This window comes from Pseudomonas putida, assembly GCF_028682635.1.
Lineage (GTDB): Bacteria > Pseudomonadota > Gammaproteobacteria > Pseudomonadales > Pseudomonadaceae > Aquipseudomonas > Aquipseudomonas putida_AE.
Genome location: NZ_JANHLK010000019.1, coordinates 105,282 through 117,754, shown reverse-complemented (window position 1 = coordinate 117,754; position 12,473 = coordinate 105,282). Strand labels below are relative to the sequence as shown.

At 59.4% G+C, this 12,473-nt stretch carries 13 protein-coding genes and 1 pseudogene; 9 read left to right on the top strand and 5 right to left on the bottom strand.

Annotated features, from left to right (window positions below):
* Positions 1–159: 159 nt before the first annotated feature.
* The 3 genes and pseudogenes from NPS56_RS31385 to NPS56_RS22035 form a co-directional block, all read right to left on the bottom strand.
* Positions 160–240: pseudogene (locus NPS56_RS31385) on the bottom strand (hypothetical protein); the annotation flags it as partial.
* A gap of 172 nt (positions 241–412) precedes the next feature.
* Positions 413–1,165 carry an anti-sigma factor family protein gene (locus NPS56_RS22040; protein ID WP_274076572.1) on the bottom strand — a complete coding sequence of 251 codons (753 nt, stop codon included), beginning with the start codon at positions 1,163–1,165 and terminating at the stop codon, positions 413–415.
* Positions 1,162–1,668, bottom strand: coding sequence for an RNA polymerase sigma factor (locus NPS56_RS22035; RefSeq protein ID WP_274076571.1), 507 nt, complete (start codon positions 1,666–1,668; stop codon positions 1,162–1,164). Before NPS56_RS22035 ends, NPS56_RS22040 begins: the two co-directional genes overlap by 4 nt.
* A gap of 157 nt (positions 1,669–1,825) precedes the next feature.
* Between NPS56_RS22035 and NPS56_RS22030 the strand changes: the two genes are divergently transcribed.
* The 3 genes from NPS56_RS22030 (at position 1,826) to NPS56_RS22020 (ending at position 4,591) form a co-directional block, all read left to right on the top strand.
* Entirely contained in the window at positions 1,826–2,911 is a 1,086-nt protein-coding gene (locus NPS56_RS22030; protein WP_274076570.1) for a catalase family peroxidase, read from the top strand.
* Positions 2,908–3,453, top strand: coding sequence for a cytochrome b (locus NPS56_RS22025; protein WP_274076569.1), 546 nt, complete (start codon positions 2,908–2,910; stop codon positions 3,451–3,453). Before NPS56_RS22030 ends, NPS56_RS22025 begins: the two co-directional genes overlap by 4 nt.
* Before the next feature lie 253 nt (positions 3,454–3,706).
* Positions 3,707–4,591, top strand: coding sequence for a hypothetical protein (locus tag NPS56_RS22020; RefSeq protein WP_274076568.1), 885 nt, complete (start codon positions 3,707–3,709; stop codon positions 4,589–4,591).
* 51 nt (positions 4,592–4,642) lie between these two features.
* Here NPS56_RS22020 and NPS56_RS22015 read toward each other — a convergent pair whose 3' ends face one another.
* Positions 4,643–5,794 (bottom strand): M14 family metallopeptidase, encoded by a 1,152-nt coding sequence (locus tag NPS56_RS22015; protein ID WP_274076576.1) that lies wholly within the window; start codon positions 5,792–5,794, stop codon positions 4,643–4,645.
* Between the two features lie 317 nt (positions 5,795–6,111).
* On the opposite strand from NPS56_RS22015, the gene NPS56_RS22010 reads away from it, so the two are divergent.
* The 5 genes from NPS56_RS22010 to NPS56_RS21990 all read left to right on the top strand — a co-directional run bounded on the left by NPS56_RS22010 (position 6,112) and on the right by NPS56_RS21990 (position 10,926).
* Positions 6,112–6,780 (top strand): GntR family transcriptional regulator, encoded by a 669-nt coding sequence (locus tag NPS56_RS22010; protein WP_274076567.1) that lies wholly within the window; start codon positions 6,112–6,114, stop codon positions 6,778–6,780.
* A gap of 137 nt (positions 6,781–6,917) precedes the next feature.
* Entirely contained in the window at positions 6,918–7,724 is an 807-nt protein-coding gene (locus tag NPS56_RS22005; protein WP_274076575.1) for an ABC transporter substrate-binding protein, read from the top strand.
* 11 nt (positions 7,725–7,735) lie between these two features.
* On the top strand, positions 7,736–8,503 hold the full coding sequence (locus NPS56_RS22000; protein WP_274076566.1) for an amino acid ABC transporter permease: 768 nt from the start codon (positions 7,736–7,738) through the stop codon (positions 8,501–8,503).
* 1 nt (position 8,504) lies between these two features.
* Complete coding sequence (locus tag NPS56_RS21995) at positions 8,505–9,284, top strand: amino acid ABC transporter ATP-binding protein (protein ID WP_274076565.1); 780 nt, start codon at positions 8,505–8,507, stop codon at positions 9,282–9,284.
* A gap of 31 nt (positions 9,285–9,315) precedes the next feature.
* Positions 9,316–10,926, top strand: a complete 1,611-nt coding sequence (locus tag NPS56_RS21990; RefSeq protein WP_274076564.1) for a gamma-glutamyltransferase family protein — start codon at positions 9,316–9,318, stop codon at positions 10,924–10,926.
* A gap of 411 nt (positions 10,927–11,337) precedes the next feature.
* On the opposite strand, the gene NPS56_RS21985 is transcribed toward NPS56_RS21990, so the two are convergent.
* Positions 11,338–11,679: a DUF6124 family protein gene (locus NPS56_RS21985; protein WP_274076563.1), complete on the bottom strand. Its 342-nt coding sequence runs from the start codon at positions 11,677–11,679 to the stop codon at positions 11,338–11,340.
* Between the two features lie 129 nt (positions 11,680–11,808).
* Between NPS56_RS21985 and NPS56_RS21980 the strand changes: the two genes are divergently transcribed.
* A complete protein-coding gene (locus NPS56_RS21980; protein ID WP_274076562.1) occupies positions 11,809–12,447 on the top strand; it encodes a LexA family protein in 639 nt (212 codons plus the stop codon).
* Positions 12,448–12,473: the final 26 nt, after the last annotated feature.

Here is a 12,473-nt window from a genome sequence, read left to right as displayed (position 1 = left end):
AGTTCGCTGGACATCTTCTACAAACGCGATTTCTAAACCGCCACGCAACCCCTTGTAGGAGCTGGCTTGCCAGCGAAAGCGGTGAATCAGGCAACATCGCGGTTGACGGGAAGGACGCCTTCGCTGGCAAGCCAGCTCCTACAGGGATTTGTGGTGTGGTCAGAATTGCACCGTCTGCCTGAGCATCTGCGCCGCCGGCGTATCCGCCGGGCTGACCATCGCAGGTTTACCTGGAAGCCGCCGGTGGCGTGGCCAGTTCGCTGGACATCTTCTATAAGCGCGATTTCTAAACCACCATGCAACCCCTGTAGGAGCTGGCTTGCCAGCGAAAGCGGTGGATCAGGCGGCATCGTTGTTGACAGGAAGGACGCCTTCGCTGGCAAGCCAGCTCCTACAGGGATTTATGGTGTAGTCAAAATTGCACCGTTTGCCTGAGCATCTGCGCCGCCGGCGTATCCGCCGGGCTGACCATCGCATAGTTATAACCGCTACCCGACCAGTACTCGGCCTGCAAACCGCCATCGCTACGGCTGCCCCTCGGCAGCAGGTAGTTCTTCGGTCCCGGCGGGCGCACGTAAAAGCTGATCTTCTGCCCGCCCTGGTTCTCGTAGACCACCATCGCCGCAGGTCCCTGCTCGGTGCTGAGCAAGCGCCCGCTGGCCGGTTTGAATCCCGCGCCCGACAAGTCAGGCAGGCGATTGGCCTGGGTGAAATAACGGTCGAGCCAGCCCTGCATGTCACCTTCGTCGCCGGCCTTGTAGTCGGCCGGCAAGAGGCCTTGCTGGGCAATCAGGCGATAGGCCTGCAGGGCGTCGGTCATCGGTAGCTGGGTGCTGACGAGGGTCACTTCCCGCGCCTGCCAGCCGCCGAACCCGCCGACGCTGACCGCGATCAACAACACTGCGGCGCTGGCCAGGTGGCGACGGGACTGGCGCTTCATGCGTTGGCGAATGACGGCCGGATCAAGGTCGGGATTGGCCGGCTGCTGCAAGGCGGCACCGAGGGCCGCGCGCAGGTGCTGGGCGTCTTGCTGCCAACCGCGAACCTGCGCCGCTACCTGTGGGTTACTGGCCAGAAAGGTCTCCACCAGGCGCCGGTCTTCCTCGCCGAGCTGATGGTCGACGTATGCGTGCAGGTCGCGCTCACTGGGGGGCATGCTGATCATTTGAGTCTCCGCAGGGAAGGGCGGTTGATTTCGCCATCGCTGAGTTGGCGCAGGGCCTGGCGAGCCCGGGACAGGCGGGACATCACGGTGCCGGTGGGGACGTCGAGAATCTCGGCGACCTCTTTGTAACTCAGGCCTTCCACCGACACCCACAGCAGCAGCGCCCGCTGTTCGGTGGGCAGTCGATCGAAGGCGTCGAGGGTCGATTGGGCGATCACGGTGCGCTCCACGGAAGGCTGCGCATCGTCGCGTCCGGTAAAGAATTCGAGCATTCGGGCATAGCGTCGGGTACGGCGGTGAGCATCGAGAAACTGTCGATACAGAATCGAGAACAACCAGGCGCGCAAGTCGCCTTCGACGCGCCTGCCGCCCCAACTCGACAGCGCCCGCTCAAGGCAGGACTGCACCAGATCGTCGGCGCTGCTGGGGTTGCGCGTCAACGACAGGGCAAACCGCCGCAATCGGGGAATGATTTCTCTCAGTTGTTCGTCGATCTCGTTCATGAAGTTCTGACTAGTCACTACGCTTTGGACTAGGAAGACGCCCGGCACTCGAGGTTATTCCACGACTGAAAAAATAAATACCGCGCGATGGAATAAACCCTCGTGGGGTTCGTCTGCTTGATTCTTCTCACTTGTGGCCGATGGCCCGGAGTCTTTCATGGTAGATCGATCAACACCGCCAACCCGGCCACCCTTGAGTGGCGCGAGCCTGGTGCTGCGCCTGGCCGGCATTGCCGTGGTCGTCGCCGCAGTGGCTGGGGCGTTTGCCTACGTCAACGGCACCCTTGACCCACAGCGCCTGACCCCGAAAAAGCTGATCAATGTGCTGGAAACCAACAACGGCGTGCATCCGGGGTTCCGGCGCAACCACTCCAAAGGCGTGTGCGTGATCGGCCATTTCGAGAGCAGCTTTGATGCGCGCAGCTATTCCAGCGCGCAGGTGTTCAATCAGGCACGCACGCCCGTGGTCGGTCGTTTTGCCTTGCCCGCGGGCAACCCTTATGCACCGGACGGCGCGGTGCCGATCCGCAGCATGGCCTTGCGTTTCACCCAGGCCAACGGCCAGCAGTGGCGCACCGGGATGAACAGCATGCCGGTGTTTCCGGTGGGTACACCGGAGGCGTTCTATCAGTTTCAGCAGGCCCAATCACCGGTCCCGGCGACCGGCAAACCAGACCCCGCCGCGGTGCCTGCATTCTTCGCTTCGCACCCGGAATCCGCGCCGTTCCTGGCCTGGATCAAGACCGCCAAACCGTCTGCCAGCTACGTGACCGAAACCTACAACAGCGTCAACGCGTTTTACCTGGTTAACGCCGCAGGACAACGGCAAGCCGTGCGCTGGAGCATGGTGCCGGTGGCCCAGGATGCGCCGGTCGCTACGGCGCCTGCGGGCACCGATTTCCTGGAGAAGGATCTGGTTCAGCGCATCGCCGCAGGGCCGTTGCGTTGGCAGTTGAACATCATCCTGGCCAACCCCGGCGATCCGGTCAACGACGCGAGCAAGGCCTGGCCAGAGGGGCGCAAAGTGTTGAACGCGGGGACATTGGTCCTTGAAAGCACCCAGCCGCAACTCAACGGCGAATGCCGTGACATCAACTACGACCCGCTGGTGTTGCCTGCCGGGATCGAAGGTTCCGACGACCCATTGCTCGCCGCTCGCTCGGCCGGTTATTCCAATTCCTACCTGCGTCGCACCAGCGAAGTCAGCCAGTTACCCGCCGCCAAACAGGAGGCCCAGCAATGAGTACTCAACCGAAGCATTTCGCCCCCCTGGCGCGCCTGCTGCACTGGCTGATGGCACTCATGGTTATGGCCATGCTGTTTATCGGCGCCGGCATGGTCGCTTCGGTGTCCGAGCGTCATGAATGGCTGATTCACCTGCACAAGCCGTTGGGAGTCGCCATCCTGCTGCTGGTGATCGTGCGCCTGGCGGTGCGCTTCTCTACCCAACAACCCCCGCTGCCGGCCGACCTCCCGGGTTGGCAAGTGCTGGCGGCCAAGGCATCGCACGTTCTGCTGTACGCCTTGATGCTGGTATTGCCGTTGTTGGGCTGGGCAATGATCTCGGCGTCGGGCGAGCCGGTGATGCTCAGCGGTTCATTGCAATTACCATCGATCGTGCCGCCGAATGCGCAGGTGTTCGCGTTCCTGCGCAAGGCGCATGGGTATCTGGCGTATCTGCTGTTGCTGACCGTGCTGCTGCATCTGGCGGCGGCGTTGTTTCATGGTTGGGTGCGGCGCGATGGTGTACTGCAGAGTATGCTGATGGGAAAAGACCGGAGTTGAGAAGTCGGGCAGCGCCCCATTCTGAGCGCGCTGCCTGGTATGTTCGCATTTACACGAGGGATATATTTCGAGATTGAGAAAACGGGTTTAATGTGCAAAATCGGTTTTTTATAGCGATATGGTATTTTGATTTCTAGAAAGCTGTCATTTCTTACAGGTTCTTTCTTCTGGAAAAGCTGATCAAATATTTTTAGCTGTTTTTGGGCGTGCCAGATGGCTATTGGTATTTAACAAGTTTAAAGGGAGAGCAACCATGGTGGTATTTAATCGCTTCAATGGTATGCAACGTTTTAAAAGCTCATTATCTGTCATTGCAATATCAACCTTGGCGGTAGCTTGTTCATCCGGCCCATCTGTTAACCAAGCGGTGTCCCTTCCATTGTTATCGAAAAATTCCAACGTCCAGGCGGAGCCGAACCAAATAAGAGACTGGCGCGGTCCGATCTGGTGGATACCCTTTTATGTAGTCGAAGCTTCATGCCAAAGCGATGGAACGAGTTTTGTAATGGCTGGAGAAAAGTACGAAGAAGGCCGCAAAAAGCTCTACATTGGATGTGCACTGCCACAATATCAAGGTGCTGGCTTGCATTCGCGATTAGCTGAAAGAATTACTTTACCTTACGAAACAAATAGTACGATGTGTCCAGAAAATAAGGTTCAGGCAAGTTTCGGCCTAAATAATACCGGGAACGTTAGACTTGTAATGACTTGCGTAGGACTGGCTAAGGAGTGGACGGCTATGCGAATTCCCAATACGAGCGTGCACCCTGTCAAACACCCCTTTGCATGCCCGGAAGGTCAATATTTAAGAGGGCAGCAGATCGATAGTTCAACTGGTAATATGGCTTACTACTGTGGACGCCCCGAGCCGGGAGAAAACTTTCAGCCCCCAGCGCCAACAGGATTCAAAAAAATAAGTTCAACGCAAAATACGATTACCTTTGGCTGGAATGCGGTGGAGGGAGCACAAAAATATCGAGTGACACGCTCTGACCCTTACCCAGGTATCAATCTTGGAGAGACTGGAGCGACGACACTTACTGTTGATGCGCCTGCTGCGCTGAGATGGTATTCGATAAAATCAATAGTCAATGGGTACGAGTCGCAGAAATCGGATTCTATTTTGGCACGTCCTTGATGGAGAGACCTAACACGATGTGAGATCATGTTAGATCTGCCGTATTATAATTTAGCGAAGTTCGCCAATTATATCCGCCACTGTTGCCAGCACATCCTTCCCCAACTGCTTCGACCGCTTCCCCGACCACCCCGTCAACGGGTTCGGATGATCATCATGATCCTTGAACGGCATTTCCAGGGTCAGCGACAGGCAGTCGTACTTCTGGCCAACGCTGTTGCACGCCAGGGTCATGTTGGCCTGGCCCGGTTCGTCGCGGGTGTAGCCGTGTTTGGTCTGGAAGTCCTTGGTGGTGTGTTTCAGGTGGCTGCGGAAGTGCTCTTCGAGTTTTTCGATGCGCGGCGTGTAGCCTGGGTTGCCTTCGCAACCGGCGGTGAACACGTGGGGGATTTCCTCGTCGCCATGGACGTCGAGGAACAGGTCGACGCCGTACTGTTCCATCTGTTGCTGGACGAAAAAGACTTCCGGGCTGATCTCCTGGCTGGCGCTCTGCCAGGCGCGGTTCAGGTCCTGGCCCATGGCATTGGTGCGCAGGTGACCGTGGAAGGCACCGTCCGGGTTCATGTTCGGCACCAGGTACAGGTCGGCGCTGGCCAGCAGTTTGTTCAGCACCGGGTCGTCGTGTTTTTCCAGGCGCTCGATCACGCCCTCCATGAACCACTCGGCCATGTGTTCGCCGGGATGTTGCTGGGCAATGATCCATACCTTGCGCTGGCCTTCGGCACCGGTGCCTTTGCGCAGCAGTTGGATGTCGCGACCTTCGACACTCTTGCCGGTGGCCAGCAGTTCGGTGCCGGCCTTGGTCAGCGCCTGCTCGATCAACCAGTCATGACGCCCCCGGCTGTAGGGTTCGAAGTAGGCGAACCAGGCGTGGGTCTGTTCAGCTTCGAGGCTGAAGCGCAGGCAGTCGCCCTCAAAAATGGTCGGCACGCGGAACCAGTTGACGTGGTCGTAGGACGCTACCGCTTGATAACCGGTCCAGGCCTTGTTGTAGGAAGACTGGCTGGCATTGTTCAGGCGAAACCAATGGTCCTGGCCGACATGCAGGCCGCTGGCCTTGAAGTGGAACCACTGGAAATGGTTGCTCTTGGTGTCGGGGCGGATGGCCAGCAGGGGCTTGAGCGGGTCGCTGACATCGATGACCTGGATGTTGCCGCTGTCGAAGTTGGCAGTGATTTCGAGCGAGGATTTGGCCACGGTCAGGGTTCCTGATTGAGATTTTTATGGCGGCTACTTTACACGCAAGCTTAGAGGGTTAGCAGCGCGGATAAAACGTTTCACCCGGCCTGCTGCGGTTTGCATTTCTGTCGTGTTACCACACGCACCTTATTGTGGCCGTAAGGTGACAACTTGGGGCATTTCAACTCGCCTGCTGCGACGTACCGGGCTGGAGCCGAGCCTTCCTGTAGACCAATACATCAATCCAATCAGATACCTGCACATGCGGCACGTAACTTGGCATGCAATGTGCTTTTTTGGATATATGGATAATTGGATACAAAAATACAAAAGGTGCACCGATGAAATTCGCCCCTGCCTACACCGAGCGCCAACCCGTCACCGCCGAAGAGGAGGCCTACAACTTTCTCCTGGAGGCGATCTGTAAAGGCCGTTACCGCACCGGTGAGCGCCTGATTGCCGAGGACATCGCCGGGGAAATCGGCATGAGCCGCATGCCGGTGCGCGAGGCCTTCCGGCGCCTGGATGCCGATGGCCTGGTGACGTTACGGCCCAATCGCGGCGCGATCGTGCGCGGCCTGAACATCGAGGAGATGCGGGAAGTCTTCGAGATGCGCAGCGCCCTTGAAGGCCTGGCCATCCGGGTCGCCGTGACGAAACTCAGCGAGCGCCATTTCAGCCATCTTGAGCGCCTGCTCGACGAGATGGACGATTACCGGGAGGACGGCGCCGAGTGGGTCAGCCGCCATCGGGCCTTCCATGAATACCTGTGCAGCCTGAGTGAGCGGCCGCGCCTGATGCGCCAGATATCGGCGCTGTATTCGGTGATCGAACCGCACATGCGCCTGTGGCTGCAACACGCCGACAAACCCCGCAGCGCGCGGGACGAGCACGCCTCGATCATAACCGCACTGCGTTCGGGCGATCCGGACAAGGCGGCCGCGGTGGTGTGCGAACACATCGAAGGCACCATTCCGCGACTGATTCAGTTTCTCGAAGCCCACCAATAAAGCAGATACCACACACCCCTTGTAGGAGCCGGCTTGCCGGCGAAGGCGGCCGAATGAGCGAAGCAAGACTCAAGCGCCAATCGCTGGCAAGCCAGCTCCTACAGGGGACACCGTTGCAGCCCACTGGAGTCATGCCCATGCACAAGCCTTGCGCGTTAGTTGCCGTGTTCACCTTGAGTCTGTGTTCGCAGTGGGCGTTCGCCGCCCCCGAGTTACCCGAGCGATTGAGCAAGAGCGAGAAGATCGTCTATTGCTCCGGCATGGATTCCCCTCCGTTGGTGTCGTTCGACGTGAAGCAAAAACCGGTGGGGTTGCAGGTCGACATGGGCGAAGCGATTGCCCAGCGCCTGGGTGACAAGAAGGTCGAGTGGCGCATCTCGCCTTTCGCCGGGCTGATCCCGGCGCTGCTGGCGCAGCAGTGCGACATGATCGTCGATCAGCTGTTCGACAAGCCCGAACGCCGCGAGGTGATCGACATCGTCAACTTCATGTATTCCAGCCAATCCATCGTGGTGCCCAAGGGCAACCCCAAAGCGGTGAACAGCCTGGAAGATCTGTCCGGATTGAAGGTGGCGGTCAGCAACGGTTCGACGATCCGGGTGCTGCTGGGCAAGGAAAACGAAAAACTCGAAGCGGCTGGCAAGGCGCCGATGAAACTGGTGGTGTACAACGTCGACGCCGATGCGTTCCAGGCCTTGCGCATCAATCAGGTGGACGCCTTCGGCACCACGGTCGAATCCGCCGGGCATTACCAGCAACTCGCCCCTGACCTGTTCCAGTCGGCGGTGCCGGCGTTCAATCGCATCCTCACCGGCTTCGGTGTACGCAAGAGCGATCCGCAGCTGACCGTGGCCTTGACCGAAGTCCTGCAAGGCATGCGCGCCGACGGCAGTTACGCCGCGCTCCTCAGTAAATGGCACGTCGACAGCGACAAACTGGACTGAGGGCAGACCGGATGAACTTCAATTGGGATGTGTTCTGGCAGTACCTGTTGCAGCCCAGCGATGTCTACCTGACGGGGCTGTGGCTGACCTGCCTGATCAGCGTGTCGGCGATGTTGCTCGGTTGCGTGCTGGGGCTGATCGCGGCGTTGATGAAGCTGTCGAGTAATCCGCTGTTGCAGTACCCGGTGCGCTTTTATGTCTGGCTGATGCGCGGCACGCCGTTGCTGGTGCAGATCGTGTTTCTGTACACGGCATTGGCGGCGGGGGGGATATTCCGCTTCGAAGACCTGGACCTCGGCTGGTTCATCGTGCCGGGCAACATCCAGGCGGCGATCATCGCCCTGGGCCTGAATGAAGGCGCGTACATGGCGGAGATCATCCGCGCCGGCATCGGTGCGGTGGACAAGGGCCAATACGAAGCCGGGCGATCCCTGGGCATGACCTTTGCCAAGTTGATGCGGCGCATCGTCCTGCCCCAGGCGTTCCGGGTGATCGTGCCGCCGCTGGGCAACGAGTTCAACGTGATGCTGAAAAACACCACGCTGGTCAGCGTCATCGGGGTGCAGGAATTGCTGCTCAGTACACAAATGGTGACCTCGGCGACGTTCCGGGTGTTCGAGTTGTACCTGGTCGTGGCCATCTACTTCCTGGCATTGACCACGTTGTGGGGCTTTTTCCAGCGCTGGCTGGAACAACGTTTCGGCCAGTCTGATCGTCCGGCACCGGCTGCCAGCCGGATGTTCGGCCGCAACACCATGAAACTGTTGAGGGGGCGTTGAGATGGCGCGCATGAGTGAAGAGCTGGTCATCGAGGCGCTGGATATTCACAAGTCTTTCGGTGACCTGGAAATTCTCAAGGGCATTTCACTGCAAGTGAAACGCGGTGAAGTGGTGGTGCTGATCGGCGCTTCCGGTTCCGGCAAAACCACCTTTATCCGCTGCATCAATCTGCTGGAAGAGATTCAATCCGGGCAGATCCGCGTCGGCGGTCGGCCCATGGGCTACCGCACCCGGGCCGATGGCAGCCTGGCCCGGGACTCGGAACGCAACATTGCCCGCCAGCGCCGGGACATCGGCATGGTGTTTCAGCGTTTCAACCTGTTCCCGCACATGACGGCCCTGGAAAACATCATCGAAGCGCCGATCCAGGTGCTCGGTGTGTCGCGCACGGCGGCGCTGGAACAGGCGAGGGCGCTGCTCAAGCGCGTCGGGTTGGCGGAAAAGGCCGATCACTATCCGTCGATGTTGTCCGGTGGCCAGCAGCAGCGGGTGGCCATTGCCCGGGCGCTGGCCATGAAACCCCAGGCGATGTTGTTCGACGAGCCCACCAGCGCCCTGGACCCGGAGACGGTGGGCGAAGTCTTGCAAGTGATGAAGGAGCTGGCCGAGGAGGGCATGACCATGGTCGTGGTCACCCACGAAATGGGTTTTGCCCGGGAAGTGGCCGACCGGGTGGTGGTGCTCGATCAAGGTGAGCTGATCGAGCAGGGGCCGCCTGAACAGATCTTCAGCCAGCCCAGGCATGCCCGCACCCGTGCCTTTCTGAGCCGCGTGCTTTGAGTCCATCAAACAAATTTGTGTGAGTCCTGCCATGTTCAATTTTTCTGCCCATGAGTACCCCTACGCCTCACAACGTCAAAGTGTCTTCGCCAAACGCGGCATGGTCGCCGCGTCGCAGCCATTGGCCGCCGAAGCCGGGATTGAAATGATGCGTCGCGGTGGCAATGCCATCGATGCCGCCATCGCCACGGCCGCGGCCCTGACGGTGGTCGAACCCACCGGTTGCGGGATCGGCGGCGACGCCTTCGCGTTGGTCTGGACGCAAAACAAGCTGCACGGTCTGAACGCCAACGGTGCGGCCCCGCAGGGTCTGAGCATCGAGGCGGTGAAGGCGGCCGGTCATGAAAAGATGCCGTTGCATGGCTGGACGCCCGTGACCGTGCCGGGCTGTCCATCCGCCTGGGCAGAGTTGTCCACGCGTTTCGGTCGTCTGCCCTTTGCTGATGTGTTGCAGCCAGCGATCAGCCTGGCGCGGGATGGGTTTCCAGTGTCGCCGGTGGTTGCGCTGCAGTGGCAAACCGCGCTGGAAGACTTCACCCCGGATCGTAACGAGGTGCTGGAAAGCTGGTTCGAAACCTTTCTGATTGACGGCCGCGCACCGCGCGCAGGTGAACTGTTCCGCAACCCGGCCCAAGCCGGCACCTTGAGTGAACTGGCGGCCACCGGTTGCGAAAGCTTTTATCGCGGGGCGCTGGCGCAACGCCTGGATGCCCATTCGCGCGCCACGGGCGGCTATCTGCGCGCCAGTGATTTGCAAGACTACCGCGCCCAGTGGGTCGAGCCGATCAAGGTCAACTACCGCGGCGTCGACGTCTGGGAGATTCCACCGAGCGGCCAGGGACTCGTGGCCCTGATGACGCTGAAGATTCTCGAGGGTTTCGATTTCGACCACCGTGACAGCCAGCAGACCTGGCACCGTCAGCTCGAAGCCATGAAACTCGCCTACAGCGATGGCCTGCACTACATCACAGACCCGCAGCACATGCGGGTCGCCGTGGACGACCTGCTGAGCGACGCCTACGCCAGCCATCGCCGGGCACAGATCGGTGAACGCGCGGTGGCACCACAACCGGGAGACCCCCATGCCAGTGGCACCGTCTACCTGGCCACCGCCGACGCCGACGGCAACATGGTTTCATTCATCCAGAGCAATTATCACGGTTTCGGTTCCGGCGTGGTGTTGCCGGACAGCGGCATCGCCCTGCAAAACCGCGGTGAGGAGTTCAGTCTTGATCCCGCTCACGCCAATTGCCTGGCACCCGGGAAAAAGACCTTCCACACCATCATTCCCGGGTTTCTCAGCAAGAACGGTGAGGCGCTGGGACCTTTCGGCGTGATGGGCGGCTACATGCAGCCGCAGGGGCATGTGCAGATGGTCATGAACCTGGTGGATTTCGGGCTGAACCCACAAGCGGCCCTGGATGCACCGCGCTGGCAGTGGTTGGGCGAAATGAAGGTGGGCATCGAGCAGGACGCTTCGCGAGACATGGCGGCGGCACTGGCACGGCGCGGGCACGAAGTGCAGGTGGTGTGCGATCGCACGAGTTACGGGCGTGGACAGATCATCCTGCGCGACCCTGAAACCGGTGTGTTGTGTGGCGGGACCGAGCCGCGTGCGGACTCGCATATAGCCGTGTATTGATGGCCTGAAGGGGGGGGGCGTCCTCCCTGACGCCGTCGCAGCTTAGAGATTATGCGATTGATTCTCAAGTGCTATTTGCCATTACTTTGCCCCAATGCCACAAGGCTTCTCTTGCCAACTGATGTTCTTTTGATATGATCCGCGCCATCGAATTTGCGACACATCAAGACTTCATTAGCCTGAAGCCATAAGCCAGAAAACTGGCAAAAAAAGACCCGGCAAAAAGCCGGGTCAAAAACCGTGATTAGCCTGATGAGGAGATAGTCCAGGAGACCGACCTAAGGTCACCTGGTCCATCGACTGATCTCGCGACCAGCTGATGCAATAATAATCATTCTCGTTTGCAAGTCAAACGATTTTGTCTGCGCGTCAGGAAAACTCTTTCCTGTCCTTCTGTTCGGCACCTACCTGCTAGCCATTCCTGCCACCCTCCAGGGAACGGTTCAACATTGCCTTTGCCATGTCGATCATGTGCACGGTCGAAAGCGCCAGGTCCCGATGCGCACCGTGCAGGTGACTGGCTGACTCGTAGGCAGTGGCGGCGGCGCAACGTAGCAGCCCGGAAGCATGCACCAGGGCTTCCTCGATGCTGATGTTACGGTTTACGTCAAACCAATGCTCCTGCACGCCTTCCTCTGCAACAGCTGGTTTCAAGTAATAATCCAGCGCGCGCTGTGCGGCGGCAGAGCCCTGGGGAGTGTGGAGGGACGTATCGATTTGCACGTCGGGCAAGTCGTTGCTGGGTGGATTCATGATCAAGGCGAGCTCCGTGATAAATTCAGGTCCGTGATCTCATCCTAATACGTTACGTATTTGTGACAATAGTATTAATAATACATTTTGTGTTTTGCCGGGCGAGGGCCGCCACGTATCGTGCCGCACATGGATAAATGGATAGAATTGGTCAAGGCCAAGATGAGTGAACTCAAGATCACTCAGGAAATACTCGCCGACCGCCTCGGGATGTCCCAGGGCGGCATCGGGCATTGGTTGACCAAACGCCGTCAGCCCGGCATCGACGACATGAATCGAGTCCTGCAGGCGCTGGGCCTGGACTTTCTCGAAGTGGCGCTGGTGATTCGCGAGCCTGCGCACGAACAGGATGATGAGGTTTGCCTGACGCAAAAGTACAACCCGTACTTTCGCTACCCGGTCAGTGACTGGCGGGACACCGCGCAGGTGCGCGATGGAGAGCAGGCGCCGTACCGTTTCGAACTGTCCGACTACCACGCCCGAGGCGCGGCGTTCTGGTTGACCGTGGTGGGTGATGCGATGACCGCACCCAGTGGCCCCAGCGTGGCCGAGGGCATGTTGATCCTGGTGGACCCGGATGTGGAAGCGGTGCCGGGCAAACTGGTGATCGCGCAATGGCCTGACAGCAGCGAGGCGATTTTCCGCAAGTTGAGCGAAGAGGGCGGGCAGCGTTACCTGGTCCCGCTCAATCCAACATACCCGAAAAGCCTGTTCAGCGAAGAATGCCGAATCATCGGCGTGGTGGTCCAGGCCACCGTGAAGTTCTAGCCCGGCCGGCCCGCGCCATGCGCACG

Bases quoted from the DNA above. Each gene is read 5' to 3' on its own strand.
- NPS56_RS22040 (WP_274076572.1), bottom strand. From the start codon at position 1,165: ATGATCAGCATGCCCCCCAGTGAGCGCGACCTGCACGCATACGTCGAC.
- NPS56_RS22035 (WP_274076571.1), bottom strand. From the start codon at position 1,668: ATGAACGAGATCGACGAACAACTGAGAGAAATCATTCCCCGATTGCGG.
- NPS56_RS22030 (WP_274076570.1), top strand. From the start codon at position 1,826: ATGGTAGATCGATCAACACCGCCAACCCGGCCACCCTTGAGTGGCGCG.
- NPS56_RS22025 (WP_274076569.1), top strand. From the start codon at position 2,908: ATGAGTACTCAACCGAAGCATTTCGCCCCCCTGGCGCGCCTGCTGCAC.
- NPS56_RS22020 (WP_274076568.1), top strand. From the start codon at position 3,707: ATGGTGGTATTTAATCGCTTCAATGGTATGCAACGTTTTAAAAGCTCA.
- NPS56_RS22010 (WP_274076567.1), top strand. From the start codon at position 6,112: ATGAAATTCGCCCCTGCCTACACCGAGCGCCAACCCGTCACCGCCGAA.
- NPS56_RS22005 (WP_274076575.1), top strand. From the start codon at position 6,918: ATGCACAAGCCTTGCGCGTTAGTTGCCGTGTTCACCTTGAGTCTGTGT.
- NPS56_RS22000 (WP_274076566.1), top strand. From the start codon at position 7,736: ATGAACTTCAATTGGGATGTGTTCTGGCAGTACCTGTTGCAGCCCAGC.
- NPS56_RS21995 (WP_274076565.1), top strand. From the start codon at position 8,505: ATGGCGCGCATGAGTGAAGAGCTGGTCATCGAGGCGCTGGATATTCAC.
- NPS56_RS21990 (WP_274076564.1), top strand. From the start codon at position 9,316: ATGTTCAATTTTTCTGCCCATGAGTACCCCTACGCCTCACAACGTCAA.
- NPS56_RS21985 (WP_274076563.1), bottom strand. From the start codon at position 11,679: ATGAATCCACCCAGCAACGACTTGCCCGACGTGCAAATCGATACGTCC.
- NPS56_RS21980 (WP_274076562.1), top strand. From the start codon at position 11,809: ATGGATAAATGGATAGAATTGGTCAAGGCCAAGATGAGTGAACTCAAG.